Source organism: Micromonospora sp. SYSU B005 (assembly GCF_055362685.1).
Window position 1 is genome coordinate 1 of record NZ_JAXCFU010000004.1, and the last position, 23,393, is coordinate 23,393.

Consider the following 23,393-nt stretch of genomic DNA (forward strand, 5'->3'; position numbering starts at 1 on the left):
CCACCACCAGCCGGATACCTCATGCCTCCGACCTACCGCCCACATCGACCCAGATCACGCAGACACGCCGACGGACGTCAGCCTTTCAACCTCTGTAGCTCAACTGGCAGAGCAGCGGACTCTTAATCCGCGGGTTCGGGGTTCGAGTCCCTGGCGGCGCACCAACGAGCAAGGCCCTGGCCTGGTGGTTCACACCGGGTCGGGGCCTTTTTCGCGTACGCCGAGAGTGGGTGGTGGCTCGGTGGGTGCTCGGGAGCCGTTGGACCGGGCCGGTGTTGCCCGGACTGAACGCGGGTCTCGTGTACGTCCGGCGCGCACCGCTGGTTCTTTTCCGGGCTTGATGGGGCCGGGCGTGTCCGGGGCGCGTCAGGCCAGAGCTTCCGGGGCGCGCCGCCGCCACCACGCGCTGAAGAAGGTGACCACGTGCGTCTTGATCTCGTCCGTGATGATCTCGTGCCCGTCGCCCATGAGCGGCCGGACGGCGTGCTTGTAGACCTCTGGATGGTGTTCGACCGAGGGGCAGGTGAAGATGGCCAGCATCCTCAAGACGCGCAGGGTGTCTGTTCCGAGGAGGGGAAAGTGAGCTTCCAGCAGCCTCGCCAGGGCTGACCACACCTTGTCCACGACAAGGCGGATGACGGCGTCGGTCACCAGCCGGGGCAGCCCCGAATCGAACCGCCGCGACAACGCGTCGGTGATGAACTGCTTGGCGGTATCCGTCAGCAGTTCGACGGTCTTGTTGATCTTTTCGATCAACTGGATCAGGGCCACCAGCAGGCCGCACCATGTGTGATCAGCCAGGCGCTTCTTGACCTCCCTGGCGTCAGCCTCATTCCGGACGAGGCTGTCTATGCCGGCTGAGATCTCGTCCCACGGGTTCTCCATGACCTGGTGGGCAAGGGTGTCCATCCGGCCAAGGTCTGATGACATCCATGTTGGCTCAACATCGCGTGGCAGTCGGCCGTTGATTCTGGTTCGGCCGTCGGCGGCCCACAGGTAGTCGGTGATGTCCAGGCGTGCGAGGTCAAAGTAGATTTCCCGGTTGTGGGCGTTGAACTTCTGGCGTCCGGATCGTCTGTCTTCCTCCACCTTCTCCTTGAGTTCACGCCGCCGGTCGTCACGCTTCTCTGGCCGGTCGGCGGCCAGAGATGTCCATCCTTGCCAGCCATGTTGGGAGCCCCCGCAGCCGGAGCATGTGCAGCCCGGCCTCTGGGCGTTTGCGCAGTTGGCTCTGTGGGTGTTGGTCATCATCCGCAAGTCGCCGCCCGGTCGTTTGCGCTCAATGTGACTAGCCAGTGACTCTATGTCAGGCAACGATGGATGCCAATGGATGTGTGACTGGGCCGGGGCAGCTCGACTCGAGGCCTCCACCCCTTGCGGGCGTTCTGCCTGGTGGGAGCCTATAGATCTGCTCCATCTGCTGGGCTGCGACGGATTATTGATAGACGGCTCTTCCCTCATCTGCATCACTCGCTTCCGTCCCAGACCGGCGACAAGGCTCGGGCTGGACAGGTCATGGCGCTCCGGAGCCTGCGCTGATCCCAGGAGGGGACACGCTGAGGGCTCATCGTGGGTCTTCCGGATGCCACCCCGAGCGTCGACTCTGGTTGGGCTGTCGACTCGACCGTCATTGACTTGATGTGTTGGCGCGGATGCGTTGTGCTGTCAGGTGGTCGTCGTCCGATCGGAGGTGGTCGTGGCCGCGCAGGTGGATCCCGAGTGGTGGAGTTCGGGGCTGTGGAACGGCCGACCGATCAGCGAGTTTCTTCAGCGGCGCGACATCACTGCGGTCTTCCGCTTCCTTCACTCCCGAGGCGTGTCCTACGGCAGGATCGCCGCTCTCGTAGGCCTCTCGCCTCACCGCGCTACGGAGATCGCCAAAGGCGTCCGGCAGGTCACGGCGTACGAGGTGCTGGAACGGATCGCCGTGGGTCTTCACATTCCGCGTCCGGCCATGGGGCTTGGCCGCGCCGAGGACAGCACTATGCCGCGTGACGTCAGCATCGAGACCGTGGCCGGTGAAGCGGATCGGTCGCCTGCCCGTATGGGGAGCAACGAGGCCGGAGGTCTGGTCAGACTCCGTCTGGGACTGGACGAGGCTCTGGCGGCGTCGAGTGTCGCCCCTCGGCAGCTTGAGCTGATCGAGCAAAGCGCTGGCGAGCACCTGCGGGTCTATCCCTCGGCTTCGCCACAGACGATGCTGGCGCTGCTGGCCGCCGACTGCCGAGAGGTGCAGATGCTGTCGCTTCGGCGCCAGCCGGCGGCGGTCCAGGCCCGGCTGTCCGGGGTGGCGGCGCTGCTGGCGACGATGTGCGCTGACGCGTTGATGAGGCTTGGGGATGTCGCCGAGGCTCGACGGTGGTACGGCACAGCGATCCACGCGGCGGACGACAGCGGGGAGGCTCGGTTCAGGGTGCTCGTGCGCGCCCAGGCGGCGATGCTGCCGTACTACTTCGGGGATCCCGCCCAGACCGTCGCTCTGGCTGATGCGGCTCTGGCGGCCACGTCGGTCGCGTCGTCGTCGGGTGCCCTGGCGGCTGCGGGCCGGGCTCGTGCCCTGGCCAGAATCGGTGCCACCGAGCAGGCGCGATCGGCCGTCGATCAGGCACGCCGGCTGTTCGATCAGGCCGGCGACGAGGACACCGACGTGGCGTTCAGGTTCCCGGCGAAGCGGCTGCTGTTCTACCTCTCCGGTGCGTACACCTGGCTCGGTGACACGGTGGAGGCGTACCGGGTCCAGGACGAGGCGTTGCGGCTCTACGGCACGGCTCCGGCCGTGCCGATCGATGCGGCGCTCATTGCCCTGGACCGGTCGATGTGCCTCGCGCGGGATCGGCGGGTGACCGAGGCACTGGTAACCGCGCGTGACGCCGTCGCGGACCTGCCCGAGACGCAGCGGACGGAGATCATCCTGACCCGGGCCAGCGACGTGACCACGGCGATTCCTGGAGAGAGCCAGCGGGGTGAGGTCGCCACCTTGACGGACTACATACGGGCCTGCCGCGAGCGCGCCCGTAGGCTGGGGGCCACAGCCGCACTCGGTCCCTAGGAGCCCCATGTTCGTCGAGGCGCGCACCCGACCGGTGCTCGCCGAGGTATGTCGTCTCCTCGGCTACGCCGACTCGAACGCGGCTCTGCTGCGGCACCACACCAACGCCGTCTACGCCGTCGGGGACGTCGTCATCAAGATCGCCCCTGGCGACCAGCACCTGGACCGGGTGCGCGCGATGGTGGCCGTGGTCGACTGGCTGGTGGACCGAGATTTCCCCACGGTCGGCCTTCACCCGAGCCTGTCCCAGCCGTTGGAGGTGGGCGGGCACGCCGTCACTGTCTGGCAGCGTCTGGACCCCGCACACGACCATCCCATCACCGTCTCCGAGCTCGGAAGCCTTCTCCGGGATCTGCATTCCCTGCCTCTTCCGCAGCTGCCATTGCCCGTGCTGCGGCCGATCCATGGCATCGAGCTATCCGTGACCCGTTCGGAGATCCTGAACGGCAAGGAACAGGATCTGCTGCTGGGCCGGCTCGAGGCGCTGGCCGCCGGCTGGGAGGCGATGCGGTTTCCCCGTGGCACGAGCCTGATCCAGTCAGATCCGCAGATTCGCAACGCGCTCCGGCGTTTCGACGGCACGCCCGTACTCGCCGACTGGGACGGCGCCGCCCTTGGGCCCCGCGAGTGGGACATCGCCACGGTCGCTGTCCACTGCCGCCGGTTCGATCCGCCCGGCTCCGATGCCTTCGCCGGCTTCACCGCCGCCTACGGCTGGGATGCCACCTGCTGGCCGGGGTTCGAGGAGCTGTGCCAGCTTCGCGAGCTGCAGATGATCGCTACCAACGCCCGAAAGTCCCGCCCCGGGACCGAGGCCGCCGACGAGGTGCACCACCGGATTGCAGGACTTGTCCACGGCGGGCCGGAACTCCGCCGCTGGCACATCCTCTGAAATGAATCTCGTAAGGACGGCGTAGTACCGCCTGTCTTCCTCGCATCGGTCGGGGCCGACCACAGTGAGGCCCACCGTGGCCCACCACGCTGGGTCTGTCTCGGGCCCGTGCCGCCCGCGATCGTGGACGTCAGGAACACGTCGGCGGAACGGTCCAGGACGATCCGGATCCCATGGCGTCGGCGGGTCAGCGGCAATGTCACGCCAGGGAGCCCTAGATGGACGTGTCGATCGGCGACAGGTCGGAATGCGACCCGACGCACCGGCAAGTGCTCGCGCCGGACACTCCGTCGACCGTACGGATGAATCCCCGTTCGCGTACCGCCATGAGGGCTGCGCGGGTGGGTGATCGGCGGTCTGCTCCCAGCCGCCGTGATGCGGCGGCGGGCTCGCCATTCCCCCGGCGAGCCCGCCGCTCATCGTCCCTGGTGGGGGTGGCGGCATGACGGTCTACGTCTCGCGTAACGCCATGGCCAGCCAGTCCCGGCACCCCGAGCCCAGGATGACGGCCTCGCCGGGGCAGGTGTGGCCCGCTGATCCGCCGCTGCTCACCTTCGTGTGGCGTCGGCGGTTCGAGCAGCAGGCCCGCGAGGGCGGTCGCCGATGACCGGGCCGCAGCGCCGTCTCGCGGTCAACCGGCTCGCGCCAGCCGAGGTGGAGCATCTGCCGATGCGCCCGCTATGGCTGTGCCGCCGGTGCGGGCAGCCGTGGCCCTGCGGCGCAGCGAAGCTCGCGCTCCTGGCCGAGTACCGCGAAGTGCCGGTGAGCCTGTTCCTCTACCTGGCCGGCTGCCTGCACGACGCGATCGACGATTTGCACCGGCTGAACCCGAGCGTCACGGGAAGCGCCGGGGACATGTTCGACCGGTTCCTCGGCTGGCCGGCCCGGCACGCCTACCGCGTCAGTACCCCCACGGACTTCAGGATCGAGGAGGCCCCCTCGTGAACGGCATCGGCCTCATCAAGCCCACCGGCCAACCGGCGATCGCCGGCGGCTTCCACACCCTGGTCGTGCAGCCGACGAGCTTCTGTAACCTCGACTGCACCTACTGCTACCTGCCCGACCGACGATCCCTCCGCCTGATGAGCGGCGCGGTCGCGCATGCCTGCGCCGAGTCGATAGCCCAGCAGGACAGCAGTCATCCAGTGAGTGTCGTGTGGCACGGGGGTGAACCCACCGCCACACCCATCGGGCTGTTCCGGGAGCTGCTGACTCCGTTCGAGGAGTTGCGGCGCGCGGGGCTGGTGCGTCACGAGATCCAGACGAACGCGACGCTGATCAACCGCCAGTGGTGCGAGCTGTTCACCGCTTACGGTTTCGAGGTCGGGGTCAGCATCGACGGACCGGGCGCGTTGAACCGTAACCGCCTCGACCGGGCCGGCAACCCGACGGACGCCCGGACTCTGCGCGGCATGCAGATGCTGGCCGACACGGGGCTGAGGTACTCGGTGATCTGTGTGGTCACCCCGGAAACCATCGACCACGCGGACGCCCTCGTCGATTTCTTCACCGGCCTGCCCGGCTGCGAGTCGGTGGGCTTCAACCTCGAAGAGCAGGAGGGTGCCGACCGGGCACCGGTGTCGGAGGACGCCGCGTACCGGTTCTGGCAGCGCCTCATCGCACGTCGCGTCGGCGGCAGCCCACTGCGGATCCGCGACGTGGACCGGCTCGCCGACTACCTCGCCGCCACCCGAGTCGGACACATCGACCAGGCGCCGTACGAGCCGATCCCGACCGTCTCTTGGGACGGGCAGGTGGTGCTGCTGTCACCGGAGCTGCTCGGCATCACCGAGCCGCGATACGGCGACTTCATCGCCGGCAACGTCCTCCATCAACCGATCACCGCCATGCTCGCCCGCGCCGCCGACCTGGACTACGTCGCCGAGTTCGTCACTGCCCTCAACGACTGCGCCGACCACTGCACCTTCTACGACTTCTGCCGTGGCGCCCAGGCCGGCAACCGCTACTTCGAGCACGCCACGTTCACCGCCCGAGAAACGACCTACTGCCGAACCACCCGCCAGGCCCTCGTCCGCGCCGCCGCAGATCACCTCACCCCTCAAGGAGGAGCACCATGACCAACGCACTCGCGGTTCTCGTCAACGCCGCACCCGAGCAACTCGCCCGCCTCGGCGTCGACCCGCAGCGGTCGATAGCGGCGATCGACGCGGCGAGGTTCGACAACCGCCCGACCTGGGCGAACAAGGGTAAGTTCGACAGTCGACCCGGCTGGGACAACTGGAACAAGAAAAAGTAGCCCCAGCCACGGGGCGCGCGGGGTGGCGTGCCCACCCCGCGCCCACACAGGTTGAGGACACATGCGCACCACCACGATCGGCGACCTGAAGATCCTGCTGCCGGACCTCGAACCGGACGACCTCGACACCACCACGGACCTGGCCGACGGCCTCATCGAGGCCCTCGTCAACGGCGCGGCGTGGCGCGGCTCGCACCTTGAGGACGCCAGTATCCGCAGCAGCCTGATCACCGGCGTAGACCTGAGCGAGAGCACCTGGGAAGCCGGCAGCCTCTACGGCTGCGAGATCACCCGCACCGACTTCTCCGGCGCGACCCTGACCGGCATCACCATCGAACGCTGCGCGATCACCGGCTCCCGGTTCACCGGCACCAGACTCACCGACGTACGCCTCAAGGATGTTCTGTTCGACGGCTGCCGCTTCGACTACGCCACACTTCAGCGCGTCACCGCCGCCGCCTCGGTCGCGTTCACCGACTGCGCTCTCACCAACGGCGCGTGGTCTTCCTGCCGACTACCGCGGATCGCGCTGCGGTCATGTGATCTTGCCGGTCTGGAACTGGATTCCTGCCTCCTCGACGGGGCCGACCTGCGGGGCAGCCGGCTCCACGGCCTCAAGGCGCCGCTGGACAACCTGCGCGGTGTCACGCTCGGCGAGGGCCAACTTCCTGACCTCGCCCAGCTGACCATCGCCGCCTTCAACCTCGCCGTCCGCAAAGACTGATGACGAAAGCCAGGGTCCGGCTACTCCGTACCAGGGCCTTTTCGTCGTGCCCGCTCTCCAGCGGCGGCGTGGCAGACCCCGGACCCATCGACGGCCGGACGGAATAGATCATATTCTGATCCGTCGAAGGAGGCCGTCGTGTCCACCACCCGGAGCGTGCTCACCCCGGCCACCTCGGCCGGTCCGGCCGGCCTGCGCCCCCGGGTCTGGACCGCCCTGATCGTGCTCGGCCTCGTCGGGCAGATGGCCTGGACCATCGAGAACATCTACCTGAACCTGTTCGTGTACGACACGATCACCGACGACCCCAACGTGATCGCCACGATGGTCGCCGCCAGCGCCGTGACCGCCACTGTCGCCACCCTGCTGCTCGGCGCCCTCTCCGACCGGACCGGCCGGCGCCGGTCGTTCATCGCCGGCGGCTACCTGCTGTGGGGCGTCTCCACCGCCGCCTTCGGCTTCCTCACAGTGGGTTTCGTGGAGGACATCGCGCCCGTGGCGAACGTCGTGCTGGTCACGGCGATCGCGGTCGTCACGCTGGACTGCCTGATGTCCTTCCTCGGCTCGGGGGCCAACGACGCGGCGTTCCAGGCGTGGGTCACCGACGTGACCGAGCCGGCGAACCGCGGCCGGGTCGAGTCGGTGCTCGCCGTCATGCCGCTGGTCTCGATGCTGGTGATCTTCGGCGGGTTCGACGGGCTGGCCCGCGCCGGGAACTGGCAGCTGTTCTTCGTGATCGTCGGCGCGATCATGGCGGTGGCCGGGGTGCTGGCCTGGTTCCTGGTCGAGGACAGCCCGTCAGTCGTGCGGCACGAGGGCGGGTACCTGCGCGCCGTCGTCCACGGTCTGCGCCCGGCCGCCGTCCGGGCCAACCCGGGGCTCTACCTCGCCCTGGCGGCCTGGTCGATCTGGGGGATCTCCACGCAGGTGTTCCTGCCGTATCTGATCATCTACCTCCAGCGGTACCTGCGGATCGAGGGGTACGCGATCGTCCTGGCCGTCGTCCTCGTCACGGCGTCGGCGGTGAGCGTGGTCGGCGGGCGGCTCATCGACCGCGTCGGCAAGGTGCGCTTCCTGCTGCCGGCGGTAGTGGTCTACGGCACCGGCCTGGCCCTGATGTTCTTCGCCCGCGGCATGGTTCCCGTGATCGCCGCCGGGATCGTGATGATGTCGGGCTTCATGCTGGTCCTCGCCCCGATCGGCGCCATCGTGCGCGACCACTCGCCACCGGACCGGGCCGGTCATGTGCAGGGGCTGCGGATGGTCTTCGCCATCCTCGTCCCGATGCTCATCGGCCCCTACCTCGGCGCCGCCGTGATCACCGGCGCCGGCGAGGTCTACGAGGATCTCGGCGTGGTGAAGCAGGTTCCGACGCCGGGCATCTTCCTCATGGCGCTCGCAGTGCTGGTCCTCATCGCGGTGCCGGCCGTGGCGCTGCGGCGGCGGGAGCGGGAGGCCCGGGCATGACGCTGCTGACCCCATGGGGTGCCACGCTCGACGCGGAGCGTGTCCTGCCCGAGTATCCCCGCCCGCAGTTCGCCCGGGACAGCTGTCTGAACCTCAACGGCCGGTGGGAGTACGCGATCACCGCTTCCCCCGCCGAGCCGGAACGCTACGACGGGGAGATCATCGTTCCGTTCTCCCCGGAGTCCGCGCTCTCCGGCGTCGGGCGGCAGCTCCAGCCGGGCGAGACGCTCTGGTACCGCCGTCCGCTGACCCTGCCGGCGGGCTTCCACGCTGCCGGCTCTCGGCTGCTGCTGCACTTCGGCGCGGTCGACCAGACCTGCCAGGTCTACCTGAACGACGTCCCGGTCGGCGGCCACACCGGCGGGTATCTGCCGTTCACCTGCGACATCACCGACGCGCTCCGCGAGGACGCCAACGTCCTGGTCGTGGCGGTCCAGGACGACAGCGACACCGGCCACCACTCCCGGGGCAAGCAGCGGCTGCGCCGCGGCGGCATCTGGTACACCGCCCAGTCCGGGATCTGGCAGACGGTGTGGGCCGAGAGCGTGCCCGCCGTACACCTGCGGCACCTCACCCTGACGCCGCTCCTCGACGAGGGGTGCGTCGAGGTGACGGCGCACGCGACGGCGGATGCCGGCGACGCCGGCATCCGGATCCTGGCCGACGGGATCGCGGTGGCCGAGGCCACCGCGCCGGTCGGCGTGGCGGTGCGCATCCCGATCCCCGAGGTACGGCAGTGGAGCCCCGAGGATCCGTTCCTCTACGACGTGACCGCCGAGCTGGGCGCGGACCGGGTCCGCAGCTACTTCGGCATGCGCTCGTTCGGTGTCGGACCGGACGGGGACGGCGTGCCCCGCCTGCTGCTCAACGGCCGGCCGTACTTCCACGCCGGGATCCTCGACCAGGGCTACTGGTCGGACGGCATGTACACGGCGCCCTCCGACGAGGCGATGATCGCCGACATCGCCACGATGAAGCGGCTCGGGTTCACCATGCTGCGCAAGCACATCAAGATCGAGCCGCTGCGCTGGTATTACCACTGCGACCGGCTGGGGATGCTGGTCTGGCAGGACATGGTCAACGGCGGCAGCGGTTACCACCCGCTGGTCGTCACCGCGCCCGCGGTGACGCCGCTGCGGCTGCCCGACCGGGGCCGGTGGCGGCGCTGGTTCGGCCGTGCCGACGCAGGCGGACGGGACCGGTTCCGGGCCGAGCTGCGCGACACCGTCGAGCATCTGCGCAACGTGGTGAGCCTCGCCGTGTGGGTGCCCTTCAACGAGGGCTGGGGGCAGTTCGACGCGGCCCGGATCGCCCGCGACGTCGCCGAACTCGACAGCACCCGTACTGTCGACCACGCCAGCGGCTGGCATGACCAGCGCGGGGGCGACCTGCGCAGCCTGCACGTCTACTTCCGCCGGTTCCGCGTGCCGCGGCGACGCGGTGACCGCCGGGTGCTGGTGCTGTCGGAGTACGGCGGCTACAACCTGCGCGTCGACGGGCACGCGTTCAGCCGCAAGGATTTCGGCTACCGGCGGTGCCGCAGCGCCGAGGAACTGGCGGAGGCGTTCACGCGGCTGCACACCGAGCAGATCGTGCCCGCGATCCGGGCCGGTCTGAGCGCGACCGTCTACACCCAGCTGTCCGACGTGGAGGACGAACTCAACGGTCTGCTCACCTACGACCGGCGCGTGGTCAAGCTTCCCGAGGACGTGGTGCGGCAGGTCAACGCCCAGCTGCGTCACCAGCGGTTCTGAGCTTCCTCCGCCCAGCCGACCAGGCCGTCCAGAGCCACCCGCTCGCCGTCGTCCGCCTGGGCCCAGCCGGAGAAGTGCCCGAAGCACTGGTGGGTCTCGCTGGCCACGACGCCGAGGTTGGTGCGGGAGACCTTCTCGTGGAACGGGTGGAACTCCACCTCGACCCGATCACCGCTGATCCGCCACGGCCGCAGCCAGTCGCTGCGGTCGTAGCTCCAGCGCAGTTCGGCGCCGAGCTTGTGCAGCCGGCCGCCGGTGAACAGCGCGTTCTCGGTCGAGCCGGTGCCGTCGGTCCACTTGCCGCCGAGCTGGATCGACACGTCCGGTCCGCTGCCCGCCGCCCAGTTCCACGTGATCGCGTACGGCCACTTGCCCCGGCCGTGGTCGAGCACGGCGAACGAGTCGTCCTCGGCCACGGTGTGCGTCGTGCCGTTCACCCGCAGCGAGCCGCGCACCGGGCGGCCGACGTCCTTGACCGTGTACTGGAACCGTCGCGTGCTCCACGGGACCACGACGCCGAGCGACTCGTGGCCGGGCGGGAGTGGCACCACGAGGTCGATCTCGATGCCCGGTGCGGTGGCACGGATCGTGCTGCCCTCGGCGGTCTGGCCGATGTCGATCGACAGGCCGTCCCCTCGTGCGCACACGGTGCCCGCGCCGCTGACCGGCGGCATGACGACGCCACGGGCGAACGGGACCACGACGACGTCCTTGCCGGTCTCGACCTTCGTGGCGCGGTCGAGCACGTAGACGCCGTGCACCCCGGCGTAGTCCAGCGACGACGCGACGAGGCCGACGATGTGGGTCGGCGTCACGATCCCCCAGTACTCCCAGCGCTTGGCTCTTCCCCAGCCGCGCAGGTTCGCCCGGTGCAGCGGCCGGCGGGTCCAGCCGATCGCGGCGGGGTTGAGTCGCCCGTCCGGCATGCACAGGTCGACCGGCTCGACGATCTCCTTCTCGTGCGTCATCGGGGGAGCGTAGCGACCGCCCGCGACGGTGGTCCGAGCCCGCCCTCAGTAGTCGATGTTGATGGCGGCGACCTGGCGGCTGCCGTTGAAGACGATCGCCGGGCCGGCGAAGCGGGAACTGGCGTACGTCAGCGCCGTCTTGTGCCCGGGGCTGTTGAACCAGGCCTCGATCATCTGCTCCGGCGAGGAGTTGCCCGACGAGGCGAACAGCACCTCGTGCCCGCAGTGCTTCAACCCGCTGCCGGCGTTCAGGTTCTGCCGTACGCAGGACTCCGCCTCGCGGTGCTGCGCCGCGCCGAGCTTGACCTCGTTCAGCCCGAGTGCGCGACGCCGCTCGTTGAGCAGCACCAGCAGCCGGCGTTCCGGGGCGGACAGGCCGGTGGACGTGGCGGCGGACCTGGAGGGCGACGACGACGGGGTCGGCTTGGGCGACTTGCTGGGCTTCGCCGACCTGCTGGGGGTGGGGCTCGGGCGGGCAGCGGTCGGGGACGGCTCCACCGCGGCCGGCGAGGGCGTGAGAGCCGGTGCGGCGGTCGCGGCCGAGGGCTGCGCGGCTGCCGCACTCGCCGGCTGCGTCTTCGGCTCGCTGTTGTGGTTGGCGAGGACGAGCGCGCCACCTCCGGCCACCGCGACGGCGGCGACGACGCCGACCAGGACCTTGGACAACGAGAGCCCCGACCGCGCTCCGGCGGTCACGGCGTGGAGGCCGGGCGAGGCGGCCTGCGAGCCGGCGACGGTGTGCATCGTGTGGGTGACGTCCGAGGCGAGTGCGGCCGGGGGCGGCGTGAGCGCCAGGCCGGCCAGCAGCCGCTCGGCGGGTACCAGGTCGTTCGTCGCGTCCGGGCAGTGCGGGCAGTCCCGGACGTGCCGGGCGAACCGCTTGCGCCACACCGGCGCCGGCTGACGGTCCCAGCCGGCGGCCGTGTCGGCCAGGGCGGCGCAACCGGGCCGGGCGGTGAGCGCCCGCACCACCAGCCGGGCGGTGTCCAGTTGCGCCTTCATCCGGGACACCCGGACGGTCACGTGGTGCGGCGCCAGGTTCAGGGCGTCGACCAGGTCGGCGCGGGTGAGGTGGCCGGCCTCGACCAGCCACCAGAGGGACAGCAGGTGACGGTGGTCGTCGTCCAGCCAGCGTGTGGCCAGGACGACCTCCCGGCGCTGGTCGGAGAGGCGGAGCTGGGTCAGGGTCAGGTCCTCGAAGTCCGCGCGCGGGTCGATCACGTTGTCGATGTCCTCCGGCGGCGCCGGTGCGGTGTGCCGGCGCTGCGTGTGGGTGCGGATCTCGTTCATGGTGACGGCGACCAGCCACGACCGGAAGAGCCGCGGCTCGCGTACGCCCGCCAGCCCGCGTACGACGTTCAGCATCGTGTTCTGCACCACGTCGTCGACGTCGGCCGACCGGTTCAGCGCCCGGCCCACGATGTTGTAGACCAGCGGCAGACAGTGCGAGACCAGCTCGTCCATCGCCGCCCGGTCGCCGCGGCGAGCCGCGTCCACCACCGCCGACATGCCGGCCCTGCTCGGGTACGCGTGATAGGACACGCTCACAACCTCGCCTTCGCGGAACGATCTCGTACACCGTGGAGACTGTCCGATACGCGCTCAGGTCACACAAATGCGTGCGCTGTCGGAGGAGAGCGCTATCTTCTCCGCCATGCCGATGATCACAATCGCCGATGAAGTGACCGGGGCGCCGAGCGGGCCGGTGTGGACCATGAAGGTCTTCGAGGACGAGGTACGTCTCGACGAGCTGATCCGCCGCCGGGTGTTCCTGGAGATCGCCGAGTCCGGCGTGGACGCCGATCCGGAGGAGCGCACCCGGACGACGCTCGACGCCTTCGGCCGCAACGCCTTCGTGGTGCTCGTCGACGACCGTCAGGTCACCGCCTTGGACGAGAAGGTCCGCCTGCACGCGGGATCCCGCGTCACCTTCCTCAAGCTCGTCCCGCTGGTGGGTGGCTGAATGACGACGTACGACCCCGAGTCGGCCCTGCGCGATGTGGCCGCCACCGCCAAGAAATGGTGGGGCCCGAGCGCCGAGAACCTCAACGAGACCGGCAAGCAGGAATTCGTCGACCGGGTGGTGGCGGTGTGCTGCTGGGCGCCGGCGGGGACGGCTCCGTCGCTGCTCGCTGCGCTCAAAGATCCGCACGGGCCCTACGATCTCGCTGCGCCGTTGGTCGAGCTGCTGCCGGAGGCCACCCGGAAGGTCGAGTCGGTCGCCGCCGCCGTGGCCGACCTGACCGGCGACGACGCGGATCACGACAGGCGGGTCGCTGCCGCCTCCACCCTGATCGACAGTCTGCCGGACCTGCCGTACCAGCACGAGAAGCCGTTGGACCGGGCCCGGGGCGAGGCGTGGCGCCGGACGACAGAACTCCTTGCCGCACAACCGGCGCCGGTGCGGCAGGTGGTGTTCGACGCGCTCACGGTGCCGGGGGAGAAGAGCGACGGCAGGGGCAAGCTGATCCGTGCCGCGCGCTCCGGCGGCGGGCTCGACGGCGCCGTCTGGCTCGATCGGCTCGGTGGTCAGGCCTGGCTGGGATTCGGTTACTGGAGCTCGCAGCTCCAGGGCTTCACCTGGGAGTCCATCAAGGCGACGGCGGCGGCCGGGCGTACGAATCCGGCGGCGCTGGCGACCTGGCGCCGGACCCGGCTCGAACGTTCGCTGAGCGACATCAGCGACGAGGCCGACCGGATGTGGCCGATCCCCAACGTCGGTGAGCAGTGGGCCGACCGCGCCGTCGCGGACATCGAGGCGATGCCGGCGGATCGCCGGTCCGCGTGGGAGGCGCTGCTGGCGCACTGTCGGGTCGAGGTGGACAAGGCGAAGCCGACGGCCGGTTGGCGCAAGCAGGCCCGGTCGCTGCTCGACGCGGTGGGCGTCGACGATTTCACCGCCCGGCTCGACGACTGGCTCCCGCTCGTCGGGCAGGCGCGCCGCCTGCCGCTGCGCATGACCACATGCTGCCCCGGCCACATCAAGGACATGCCACCACGGATGATCGACCGCTACAACGTCGGGCTGCTGTGGGGACTGATCTGGACGCGGACGATGTGCCCGCCGTCCGAGCAGACACTGCGCAGCCTCGGCCAGATCGCGGAACGGGCCGCCCGCAAGATCTCCGGCCACGGCCCGGCGAGCCCGAAACTGGCGAACGTCGCGGTGGCGGCGCTCGTCGACGCCGATCACCCGGCCGCGCTCGCCCAGCTGGCGCGGCTGTCCTCGCGGCTGACCTACAAGAGCACCCTGCGCCTGGTGGAGAAGGGGCTGACCCGGCACGCCGAGGCGCGCGGTGTCAGCCGGGAGGACGTCGAGGAGATGGCCCTGCCCGGCTTCGGGCTGCCGCTCGCGGACAAGCTGGGCGACTGCTCGTACGAGCTGGAGGTGCGCGGCGTCGACGCCCTACTGGTGTGGCGCAACGCCGACGGCAAGGTGGTCAAGGCCCCTCCGGCGCAGGTGCGCAAGGAACACGGCGACGAGGTGAAGGAGCTGAAGGCAACGGTCGCTGACGTCGCCGCCACGCTCGTCGCCACCCGCGACCGGCTGGAAGGGCTCCTGCGGCGCGACCGTTCGTGGACCGTCGAGCAGTGGCGCGAACGGTTCCTCGACCATCCGCTGGCCCGTACCCTGGCCCGGCGTCTCGTCTGGACCGTCGACGGCGTTGCCTGCTGCTGGGCCGGTGAGGCGCTGCGAACAGTGGACGACACAGTGGTCGAGCCGGCCGACGAGGCGACGGTCCGGCTGTGGCATCCGGTGCTCGACCCCGACGCGGTGGGGCCGTGGCGGGACTTCCTGGCCCGGCATGAGATCACCCAGCCGTTCAAGCAGGCACACCGGGAGCAGTACCTGCTCACCGACGCGGAGCGGGCCACGGGGACGTACTCCAACCGGTTCGCCGCGCACATCGTGCGTCAGCACCGGCTCAACGCGCTGCTGTCCCGGCGCGGCTGGTCGTACGTCCAGCACCGCAACGACGGGGCCTCGTACAACCTGCCCCGGCTGGCTCTCCCGGACTGGGGGTTGCGCGCCGAACTGGGTGTCGCCGGAATCGAGGACCGGGGCGACGACCTCGTGTTCGACACGATGGGGACCGACCAGCTGTTCTTCGTCCGGGGAGAGCGCCTGCCGGTTCCGCTGGCGGAGGTTCCGCCGGTCGTGCTGAGCGAGGTGATGCGCGACGTCGACCTGTTCGTGGCCGCGGCCGGGGTCGGATCCGACCCGGACTGGTACGACGGCGGCCCAGCGGGCCGGTACCGCGACTACTGGGCGCGGAACAGCTTCGGCGACCTCACTCCCACCGCCCGGACGCGCCGGGACGTGCTGGCCGACCTGATTCCCCGGCTGGCGATCGCCGATCGCTGCACGCTCACCGACAGGTTCCTGGAGGTACGCGGCGACCTGCACACGTACCGCATTCACTGCGGCTCGGGCAACATCCTGATCGCACCGGACGAGCGGTACCTGTGCATCATCCCGGACTCGGCGAAGGCGAAGGAGCCGGAGATGTACCTCCCCTTCGAGGGTGACAGCCGGCTCACCGAGATCATCAGCAAGGCGTTGCTGCTGGCCGCCGACAAGAAGATCAAGGATCCGGTGATCCTGCGCCAGCTGTGAGGCAGCCGGCGGGCGCCGGGCCCAGGGTCAGCCTGGTGCCCGCTTCGGCAGCAACAGCTCCTCGTGGTCGAGTTCGCGTTCCAGCACGCGCAGTTCCTCGTCCGGCAGCCGGCCGGAGTCGCGCCACCGCAGCAACTCCTCGCGCTGCGCTTCGAGGACGGTCCGGCGGACCCGCAGCGCCGTCTCGTACTCCGGTGAGGTGGGCAGCTCCGACGATCCGCTCTGCTGGATCAGGTCGAGCCGCCCTCGGTAGCGGGCCAGCCGGGTCTGCAACTGGGCCCGCGTGGTGTCGACGGCGACAGTGCTGTCCGGCTCCTCGGCGGCGACGGTGTCGAGCCGGGCCAGGGCGGCCTCGACCGCTGCGGAGCGGGCCTCGTTGCGTACCCGGGCCTGGTCGGCCTCGTTGGCGCGCAGGCCGAGCATCCGCACGAGCGGCGCGAACGTCAGGCCCTGCCCGACCAGCGTCACCAGGACGACCACGAACGTGCAGAACAACAGCAGGTCACGATCGGGGAAGGGGTCTCCGTTGCGGGTGGTCAACGGCAGCGTGAAGATCGCGGCGAGGCTGATCACGCCACGCGTACCGGACCAGCTCAGGGCCACCACCTCGCGGGCGGTCAGGCCGCGTTCCCTGCGGTCGACGCCGCCGAGCCGGTGTGCGGCGTCAGGGTCGTCGGTGTCGTCCTGTTCGGCGACGCCGCCGAGCCGGGTGTGCAGCGACCGGGGGAGCCACTGGGTCAGGATCAGCCAGGCGGGGCGCAGGAGCAGCACCACGCCGACCGACACGGCGACGGCGATGACGATTGTCGACGTCTCGTACTGGCGCAGGCCCCGCACGACGGCGGGGAGCTGCTGGCCGATCAGCAGGAAGACGAAGCCTTCGAGGAGGAAGTCGACGAGCCGCCACACGGCGTTGGTCTGGAGGCGGGCGGCCCCGGAGCCGAACTGCGGTGTCTGGTGGCCGACGATCAGGCCGGCGACCACCACGGCGAGCACGCCGGAGACGTGCAGCGCCTCGCCGAGCAGGTACGCCACGAACGGTGTCGCGAGCGAGATCGCGTTGGACAGCAGCGGGTCCGCGGTGAGCGGCCGGACCAGCCGTTTCGCCCGGGCGACGACCACGCCCACCGCGATGCCGCCTGCTGCCGCCAGCACGAACTTCCCGATCGCGGCGGGGAACGAGAACGTGCCGCCCACGGCGGCGGCCACCGCGACGCTGAGCATGGTCAGCGCGGTGGCGTCGTTCAGCAGCCCTTCGCCCTGGATGATCGTGACCATCTTCGGCGGCAGGTTGACTCGGCGGCCCACGGCCAGGGCGGCGACCGGGTCGGGCGGGGCGATCGCGGCGCCGACAGCGATGCCTGCGGCCAGCGTCGCGCCGGCCACGAACAGGTGGAACCCGACGCCCACGAGCAGTCCGGTGAGGAGCACCAGAACCACGGAGAGGCTGACCACGATCCGCAGGTTGCGGCGGATGTCCAGCAGGGAGGAGTCGAGCGCGGCGCTGTAGAGCAGCGGTGGCAGCACGACCATGAGCACGAGGTCGGGGTCGAGGCCGACGTTGGGGCCGGGGAGCAGCGCGTACGCGATGCCGATGAGTGGCAGCAGCGCGGCTGCCGGCAGACCGGTCCGGGAGGCCACCCACCGCACGGCGATGACGACCGCGACGGCGGCGAGCACGAACAGCAGTGTCGAATGGGTGCTCACCCCGACCGACAGTACCCGCGTCGAGATCATCATGCGACGCGGACGGCACCGTCAACCGAGGGTTGACGGCCCCGAGATCGTCAACCTATGGTTGACGCATGGAGGAGACCGAACCGCTCAAGATGACCCATCCGGTACGACTCGACGACCTCATCGACGGCATCAAGAAGGCGCACACCGACGCGCTCGACCAACTGGCCGGCGCCGTTCTCGTCGCCGACCACCTGGGCGACGTGGCCGACCACCTGATCGGGCACTTCGTCGACCAGGCGCGCCGCTCCGGCGCCTCGTGGACAGAGATCGGCCGCAGCATGGGCGTGACGAAGCAGGCTGCCCAGAAGCGTTCCGCCGCCAAGGCGGAGACCGCCGCCGCGCTCGACCCGAACTCGGGATTCGGCCGGTTCACCCCGCGCGCCCGCAACGTGGTCCTGGCCTCGCAGGAGGAGGCGCGGACCGCGGGCAACGCCGAGATCACCCCGGGACACGTCGCGCTCGGGCTGCTCGCCGAGCCGGAGGGGCTGGCCGCCGCGGCGATCGTGGCCAACGGCGTACCCCTGGAGCGGCTGCGGGAGGTCGTCACCGCGACGCTGCCGGCGAAGGCCGACCCGGTCCCGGACCTGATCCCCTACGACGCGCGGGCCAAGAAGGTCCTGGAGCTGACGTTCCGGGAGGCGCTGCGGATGGGGCACAACTACATCGGTACGGAGCACATCCTGCTCGCCCTGCTGGAGGAGGAGGGCGACGACGGCGTGCTGCGCGGTCTCGGTCTGGAGAAGTCCGCGCTGGAGTCGGCGTTCGAGGCGGCGCTCGCCGAGATCAGCCGGAAAGGGGCCTGACCCCGCGCCGGGCACGCGTCACGGGGGCGCGTGCCCGGCGTCCGGGCCGTCAGCCGGCGACGGGGAAGCCGTACCGGGCGGCGTGCTCCGGGTCGGCCGGGTCGACCTGGCGGATGCCGGCGTCGGCCAGGCGCTTGTTCACCTCGTCGAGGTGCTCCCGGACCAGCCGGGCCTCCTCCTCGGTGACCCGGCCGCGGTGCGGGCGCCCGGCGTGCTCGATGGTGCCGTAGTCGATCTTCTCGGTGGCGCGCCGGGCCTTGGGCGGCTTGACCCGCTCGGCGGTCCGCAGCAGCTGCGCCATCGGTACGTCGGTCGCCATCGCGTCGAACTCGCTGGCGGTCAGCACGACCCGGCGCGGCTCACCGTGGCCGTGCCGGTCGTAGATCTCCACCACCGCGACGTCGAGCGCCGCGTCGTCGATGCTCTCCACCTCGACCGCGGTGGCGTCCAGCTGCACGGGGCCGGCGACCAGGTCCGGGTGCTCCAGGACGACGACCTTGACCACCTCGTCGTCGGGGCTGAGCACCTGACCGGTGAAGTCGGAGACGTGGATCGTCTTCTTGCCCATGCGCGGAGCTTCTCCTGTCGTAGGCCGGAAATCGGACCACAAGACGCTACCGCACAGGTGTGCGAAGGCCGGTACGCCGCCCGGCCGGTGTGTCGCCGCCCGCCCTCAGAGCGTCGTGAGGCCACGCCAGGAGGCGGTGCCTGCCGGTTGCGCGTTCAGTTCGGCCCAGGAGAGTCCCCGGTCACGGGCCTCGCGGTACGCCGGCTGCGCCGGGAACCGTCCGGCGTCTGCGGCGGCCCGCCAGCCGCGCTCCGGGTCCTGCTGGAATCGGTCATTCGGTTCGTGAGGCATGACCACTACCGTCCCAGAGAAACTTGTCCATGTATGAAAATGAATATGACGCAGGGTCGATGCCTTCGGTTCCGTGAAGCGCCGGAGTTCCTGCGGCCGGTGGCGGAGGCAGGAATCGGCGTCCGTCGCTGGCGTGCCGACCCTCTACCCATCGGCCGCACGTCTCAACCCCGGCGCGATCGCGGAATTCGGCGGACACGGGCGCGGCTTCCCGGCGTACCATGATCACGTGCTCGACCGGCGGGTCTTCCTTCATCTGGCGACCTGGTTGGGGCAGTGGCCGGCGGGCCCCGGGCTGCACGTGGTCCGGTCCTACCGCCGCGCCCGCCCGGCCTGGGACGGGCGGCTGCGCCCGGCCGTCGCGGTGACAGCGGACGGCAGCACCGTCCTCTCGGTGGCCGCCGACCGGGTCGAGGCGGTCCGGACCCTGGTGCGCGACCGGCCGCTCGGGGAGTGGCTGCCCGACCTGCCGGGCGCGGTCGGCACGCCCGAGTTCATCGCGCACACCTCGGTCTTTCGCTGGTGCACCGACCCGGCGCCGCTGCCGGAGGTGGGGGAGTGGGTGCCGCCCACGCTGCCCGGGCTGCCGCCGTGGCTGCGGCTGTTCGACAGGGAGGTGCTGGTGGTCCGGGGCGCCGACGGTGCGTACCAGGCCGGCGTGGGGATCAAGCGGCACGACGCGTACGGGCACGAGCTGGCGGTGGGCACGGTGCCGGCGGCGCGCGGGCGCGGCCTGGCCCGGCGGCTGGTCGCGCAGGCGGCCCGCCGGGTGCTCGACGAGGGGGCGATCCCCACCTACCTGCACGACCCGGGCAACGCGGCGTCCGGCCGGGTGGCCGAGGCGGCCGGGTTCCCGGATCGCGGCCTCACCGCGTTCGGCGTGTTCCCCCGCTGAGCCGGCCTGGCGCGGACCGTGGATCCCGGGCCGGATCCACGGTCCGCTGCTCTCCCCCAGGCCCCGACATCGGTAACGCTATGTGTTAGTGCCGGTGGTCAACAAGGGGTGTGCCACTGTCCGGTTACGGACTCTGACCTGCGTAATCGCTGGCAGGCGCGGCGGCGAGGTCAGTGACGCAGCGTGTGGATCAGGGCGAGCGCCTGACGGGTGACGGGCCGCAGTACGCGCAGCCGGGACAGCCCCACCAGCCGGTCCACGAGCGGCACCACGCCGTCGATGAGCTGCCGGGTCTTCACCTGCCCCGCCGAGCGGTCGTGCACCCAGTAGAGCACCACCCCCATGTAGCCGAGCCAGAGCAGGTCGGGCAGTGCCTCGCGCAGCTCCTCGTCGAGCTTGACGGTGGACCCGGTGAGCGCCTCGCGGAACAGCGCGACGGACATGTCCCGGGGCTCCGACGACTCGGCGGAGAACGGGCTGAGCGGCGAGGTCGGCTCGGCCGCAGTCTTGAAGAAGGCACCAGCGAACGCGTGGTACGGGCTCAGCACGTCGATGCCCGCGTGCAGCACCCCGGCCAGTCGCGGGCCGAAGTCGCGCTCCCGGGCGAGCACCGGATCGGCCGCCTTCCGGTGCTCACGCTGGGTGCCCGCGTAGAACTCCTGGACCAGGTGCTCCTTGGAGCCGAAGTAGTAGTAGGCGTTGCCCACCGCCACGCCCGCCTCCTGGGCGACCGCGCGCATCGTCGTGCGGGCGTATCCGCGCTCGCGGAACAGCCGCATCGCGGTGTCCAGGATCAGCTGGCGGGTCTGCTCACCCCGGGCCGTCGACCCCTGCCCACCCGCAGCTGTCGTCGGCGCACTCTGCTCGGTCATCGTCGTCACCGTATCCCGGTTCCCGGATCCGCTCGCGGACCGCGGAGGCCGCCGCCACCACCTTGCGGGCCAGCGGCAGCAGGTGTGGACGGGCCAGCCGCTCGGCCGTACCGCGATGCTCGGTGAGCGCCCACAGGCAGGCGAACCAGGCGCCGTCGCCGCGGTAGACCGCGCCGGTGTCGGCCACCACCGTCAGGTCGCGCAACGTCGCGTCGTGGTCCAGCCCGGGGAAGCGCCGCCGGGCCTCGGCGGAGCCGGCCGGCACGAACTCCAGCGGTACGAGCTGGGCGCGCGAGGCGAGCCAGCGCCGGGCGGCCCGGCACATCGGGCAGTCCGCGTCGAACAGGACGGTGAACCCGCGGATCCCACCGGCCCCGTGCCCGGTGGGATCCTGCGGGTGCCCGCCCGGGGCGGACGTCACCGGGCCGGCGGGTTCGGGCTCGCCGGTACCGGTCCGCCCTGCGGCGGGAGCATCCTGACCGGCGGCAGCGGCGGGTGAGTGGCCTGCTGCCGCAGGCGGCCGCGCCGGTAGCGGCCGAGCGCGAAGACGTTGAAGAAGTGCAGCGCGCCGAGCACCAGCAGGACGAACCCCACCTTCATGGAGAGCTGCTCCAGCGCCTGGCTGGTGTCGCCGACCGGACCGGACTCCTTCATCGCCACCGTGACGTAGCCGAGGTTGAGCAGGTAGAAGCCGACCACCAGCAGGCTGTTGACGGCCTCGGCCAGCCGGCTGTCGGCGAACACGTCCTGCAGGAAAACCAGCCCGTTGCGGGACAGTGCCCGTGCCACCCAGACGGTGAGGCCGATGCTCACCGTCAGGTAGGCCAGGTACATCCAGACCTTCACGTCCATCCCCGTAGCCTCTCTTGAACGTGTTCAAATCACTGGCGCCCTGAGCGTACGACAGATTTTGAACGTGTTCAAGAGAGCGGCCCGCCGCCCTTCCGGGCAGCGGGCCGCGTGGAGGTGCGGGTCAGGCGGTCAGGCCGAGCGCGTCGGCGGCGGCCCGGCCGTTGGCGTGACTGGCGCCGTGGGTGGCGACGAACGCGCGCGCGCCCGCCGGCCGCCACGCGCCCGGCCAGCCCATCTCGACCACAGTCACCCGATGCGTGGCGGCCAGCGCCTCGACCAGCTCACGCGCGCCGGGCAGCCGGTGCAGGTGCCGCCCGACCAGCACGACCGGCCGGTCCCCGGCCAGCCGCCGCAACTGCTCCGGGTCGGTCTCGCCCGCCACCGCGCGAGCCTGCTCGACCCCGGCGGCCAGGTGCGGGCCGAGCCCCCACGGCACCCGCCCCTCGGCGATGGTGGAGGTGGCGTGCACCTGCACCACCAGCGGCGCGGTGTCGCGGACGAGGTCGCCCTCCACCCGTACCGCCCGCAGCGCGGCGGCGTAGCCGAGGCCGTCGGCGGCGGGCGGCGGGGCGTCGGCGGGGCCGGTGGTGGCGGCGAGCGCGGCGGTCCGGCCGGCCGCCTCCTCGACCCGCTCGCGCGCCAGCCGTCCGTCGGCCATCGCCGCGACGATCTCGGCGGCGACCGACTCGACCAGCTCGGCGTCCACCCGGGCGCCGATGCAGAGCAGGTCCGCGCCGGCGGCCAGGGCCCGGACCGCGCCCGCGCCGACCCCGCCCGCGGCGAGCACCGCACCCTTCATCTCCAGCGCGTCCGTGATCACCGCGCCGGTGAAGCCGTACTCGACGCGCAGCAGGTCGTGCAGGACCGCGCGGCTGAACGTGGCCGGGCCGTCGCCGGTCAGCGCCGGCACGCGGATGTGCGCGGTCATCACCGCGCGGACGCCCGCGTCCACCACGGCGGCGAACGGCGGCAGGTCGCGTTCCCGCAGGACGGCCGGCGGCACGTCGACAGTGGGCAGCTCGTGGTGCGAGTCCGCGACGGTGGCGCCGTGCCCGGGGAAGTGCTTGGCGCAGGCGGCCACACCTGTCGACTGGAGACCGGCGACGGCGGCGGCCGAGTGGACGGCGACCCGCTTCGGGTCCGCCCCGAACGAGCGGGTGCCGATCACCGGGTTCTCGTCGGCGGTGTTCACGTCGACGGTGGGGGCCAGGTCGACGGTGATGCCCAGCGCGGCCAGTTCCGCGCCGATCGCCGCGTACACCCGGCGGGTCAGGTCGGGGTCGTCCACCGCGCCGAGCGCGGCGTTCCCGGGGTACGGGCTGCCGGTGGCGTGCGCCAGCCGGGTGACGTCGCCGCCCTCCTCGTCGATCGCGACGATCACGTCGGGGCGGCCGGCGCGCAGTGCCGCCGTGGACGCCGCCACCTGGGCCGGGTCGTGGATGTTGGTGCCGAACAGGGTGTGCCCGGCGAGCCCCTCGGCGAGCAGGTCGACCGCCCAGTCCGGCGGGACCGGTCCCGGGTACGCCGCCAGCAGCGTGCCCAGCGCGAGCCGGCGCAGTCCTGGATCCAGACCCACGAGTATCCCCTTTCCCTGCCGGGTCGTCCGACCTCCGCGGATGGGGGTGGCCGATACGCTAACGGGC

The 23,393-nt window shown here is 70.9% G+C and carries 23 protein-coding genes and 1 tRNA gene; 14 read left to right on the top strand and 10 right to left on the bottom strand.

The genetic code is table 11. From position 1 onward, the window contains the following. Positions 1 to 96: 96 nt before the first annotated feature. Positions 97 to 164: transfer RNA gene (locus SM452_RS11555), tRNA-Lys, on the top strand. 202 nt (positions 165 to 366) lie between these two features. Here SM452_RS11555 and SM452_RS11560 read toward each other — a convergent pair. Next, positions 367 to 1,089 (bottom strand): hypothetical protein, encoded by a 723-nt coding sequence (locus tag SM452_RS11560; RefSeq protein WP_463839902.1) that lies wholly within the window; start codon positions 1,087 to 1,089, stop codon positions 367 to 369. A gap of 601 nt (positions 1,090 to 1,690) precedes the next feature. Here SM452_RS11560 and SM452_RS11565 point away from each other — a divergent pair. From SM452_RS11565 to SM452_RS11605, 9 genes are all read left to right on the top strand, one after another. Further along, a complete protein-coding gene (locus tag SM452_RS11565; protein WP_338044221.1) occupies positions 1,691 to 3,049 on the top strand; it encodes a hypothetical protein in 1,359 nt (452 codons plus the stop codon). A gap of 7 nt (positions 3,050 to 3,056) precedes the next feature. Continuing rightward, a complete protein-coding gene (locus SM452_RS11570) occupies positions 3,057 to 3,941 on the top strand; it encodes a phosphotransferase (RefSeq protein ID WP_120571362.1) in 885 nt (294 codons plus the stop codon). Between the two features lie 442 nt (positions 3,942 to 4,383). Continuing rightward, positions 4,384 to 4,548: a multiple cyclophane-containing RiPP AmcA gene (amcA, locus tag SM452_RS11575; protein WP_162959157.1), complete on the top strand. Its 165-nt coding sequence runs from the start codon at positions 4,384 to 4,386 to the stop codon at positions 4,546 to 4,548. Next, entirely contained in the window at positions 4,545 to 4,886 is a 342-nt protein-coding gene (locus SM452_RS11580; protein WP_120571361.1) for a hypothetical protein, read from the top strand. The genes amcA (SM452_RS11575) and SM452_RS11580 overlap by 4 nt, the downstream gene beginning before the upstream one ends. After that, positions 4,883 to 6,019 carry a cyclophane-forming radical SAM peptide maturase AmcB gene (gene amcB / locus SM452_RS11585; protein ID WP_120571360.1) on the top strand — a complete coding sequence of 379 codons (1,137 nt, stop codon included), beginning with the start codon at positions 4,883 to 4,885 and terminating at the stop codon, positions 6,017 to 6,019. The genes SM452_RS11580 and amcB overlap by 4 nt, the downstream gene beginning before the upstream one ends. Next, entirely contained in the window at positions 6,016 to 6,198 is a 183-nt protein-coding gene (amcA, locus tag SM452_RS11590; protein WP_120571359.1) for a multiple cyclophane-containing RiPP AmcA, read from the top strand. The genes amcB and amcA (SM452_RS11590) overlap by 4 nt, the downstream gene beginning before the upstream one ends. Before the next feature lie 61 nt (positions 6,199 to 6,259). Continuing rightward, the gene (locus SM452_RS11595; protein WP_120571358.1) at positions 6,260 to 6,922 is read left to right on the top strand and encodes a pentapeptide repeat-containing protein; all 663 of its coding nucleotides are present in this window, start codon (positions 6,260 to 6,262) and stop codon (positions 6,920 to 6,922) included. A 138-nt stretch (positions 6,923 to 7,060) separates the two neighbouring features. Beyond that, the gene (locus SM452_RS11600; RefSeq protein WP_463839903.1) at positions 7,061 to 8,389 is read left to right on the top strand and encodes an MFS transporter; all 1,329 of its coding nucleotides are present in this window, start codon (positions 7,061 to 7,063) and stop codon (positions 8,387 to 8,389) included. Beyond that, on the top strand, positions 8,386 to 10,143 hold the full coding sequence (locus SM452_RS11605) for a glycoside hydrolase family 2 protein (RefSeq protein ID WP_120571356.1): 1,758 nt from the start codon (positions 8,386 to 8,388) through the stop codon (positions 10,141 to 10,143). The genes SM452_RS11600 and SM452_RS11605 overlap by 4 nt, the downstream gene beginning before the upstream one ends. Here the strand turns inward: SM452_RS11605 and SM452_RS11610 are convergent. Beyond that, complete coding sequence (locus SM452_RS11610; protein WP_463839904.1) at positions 10,128 to 11,111, bottom strand: DUF2804 domain-containing protein; 984 nt, start codon at positions 11,109 to 11,111, stop codon at positions 10,128 to 10,130. The two genes, SM452_RS11605 and SM452_RS11610, sit on opposite strands and share 16 nt — an antisense overlap. Positions 11,112 to 11,156: 45 nt before the next feature. Next, positions 11,157 to 12,653 carry a sigma-70 family RNA polymerase sigma factor gene (locus tag SM452_RS11615; protein ID WP_463839905.1) on the bottom strand — a complete coding sequence of 499 codons (1,497 nt, stop codon included), beginning with the start codon at positions 12,651 to 12,653 and terminating at the stop codon, positions 11,157 to 11,159. 112 nt (positions 12,654 to 12,765) lie between these two features. Between SM452_RS11615 and SM452_RS11620 the strand changes: the two genes are divergently transcribed. Together SM452_RS11620 and SM452_RS11625 are read left to right on the top strand one after the other, a co-directional pair. Further along, the gene (locus tag SM452_RS11620) at positions 12,766 to 13,074 is read left to right on the top strand and encodes a hypothetical protein (RefSeq protein WP_252449498.1); all 309 of its coding nucleotides are present in this window, start codon (positions 12,766 to 12,768) and stop codon (positions 13,072 to 13,074) included. Beyond that, positions 13,075 to 15,729 (top strand): DUF4132 domain-containing protein, encoded by a 2,655-nt coding sequence (locus tag SM452_RS11625; protein WP_463839906.1) that lies wholly within the window; start codon positions 13,075 to 13,077, stop codon positions 15,727 to 15,729. Between the two features lie 27 nt (positions 15,730 to 15,756). Here SM452_RS11625 and SM452_RS11630 read toward each other — a convergent pair whose 3' ends face one another. Then, on the bottom strand, positions 15,757 to 17,469 hold the full coding sequence (locus SM452_RS11630) for a Na+/H+ antiporter (RefSeq protein ID WP_463839907.1): 1,713 nt from the start codon (positions 17,467 to 17,469) through the stop codon (positions 15,757 to 15,759). A 65-nt stretch (positions 17,470 to 17,534) separates the two neighbouring features. Here SM452_RS11630 and SM452_RS11635 point away from each other — a divergent pair, with 65 nt between their 5' ends. Next, positions 17,535 to 18,272: a Clp protease N-terminal domain-containing protein gene (locus tag SM452_RS11635; RefSeq protein ID WP_262016104.1), complete on the top strand. Its 738-nt coding sequence runs from the start codon at positions 17,535 to 17,537 to the stop codon at positions 18,270 to 18,272. A 49-nt stretch (positions 18,273 to 18,321) separates the two neighbouring features. Here SM452_RS11635 and SM452_RS11640 read toward each other — a convergent pair whose 3' ends face one another. After that, positions 18,322 to 18,840: a hypothetical protein gene (locus tag SM452_RS11640; protein WP_262016105.1), complete on the bottom strand. Its 519-nt coding sequence runs from the start codon at positions 18,838 to 18,840 to the stop codon at positions 18,322 to 18,324. A gap of 105 nt (positions 18,841 to 18,945) precedes the next feature. Beyond that, the gene (locus SM452_RS11645) at positions 18,946 to 19,131 is read right to left on the bottom strand and encodes a DNA repair protein (protein ID WP_355507450.1); all 186 of its coding nucleotides are present in this window, start codon (positions 19,129 to 19,131) and stop codon (positions 18,946 to 18,948) included. A 229-nt stretch (positions 19,132 to 19,360) separates the two neighbouring features. Between SM452_RS11645 and SM452_RS11650 the strand changes: the two genes are divergently transcribed. After that, the gene (locus tag SM452_RS11650) at positions 19,361 to 20,026 is read left to right on the top strand and encodes a GNAT family N-acetyltransferase (protein ID WP_463839908.1); all 666 of its coding nucleotides are present in this window, start codon (positions 19,361 to 19,363) and stop codon (positions 20,024 to 20,026) included. 170 nt (positions 20,027 to 20,196) lie between these two features. On the opposite strand, the gene SM452_RS11655 is transcribed toward SM452_RS11650, so the two are convergent. From SM452_RS11655 to SM452_RS11670, 4 genes are all read right to left on the bottom strand, one after another. After that, positions 20,197 to 20,898 (bottom strand): TetR/AcrR family transcriptional regulator, encoded by a 702-nt coding sequence (locus SM452_RS11655; RefSeq protein WP_463839909.1) that lies wholly within the window; start codon positions 20,896 to 20,898, stop codon positions 20,197 to 20,199. Then, on the bottom strand, positions 20,837 to 21,319 hold the full coding sequence (locus tag SM452_RS11660; RefSeq protein WP_463839910.1) for a thiol-disulfide oxidoreductase DCC family protein: 483 nt from the start codon (positions 21,317 to 21,319) through the stop codon (positions 20,837 to 20,839). Before SM452_RS11660 ends, SM452_RS11655 begins: the two co-directional genes overlap by 62 nt. Further along, a complete protein-coding gene (locus SM452_RS11665) occupies positions 21,316 to 21,750 on the bottom strand; it encodes a hypothetical protein (protein WP_355507456.1) in 435 nt (144 codons plus the stop codon). The genes SM452_RS11660 and SM452_RS11665 overlap by 4 nt, the downstream gene beginning before the upstream one ends. 121 nt (positions 21,751 to 21,871) lie before the next feature. Continuing rightward, a complete protein-coding gene (locus tag SM452_RS11670) occupies positions 21,872 to 23,326 on the bottom strand; it encodes a glycoside hydrolase family 3 protein (RefSeq protein ID WP_463839911.1) in 1,455 nt (484 codons plus the stop codon). Between the last annotated feature and the right edge of the window lie 67 nt (positions 23,327 to 23,393).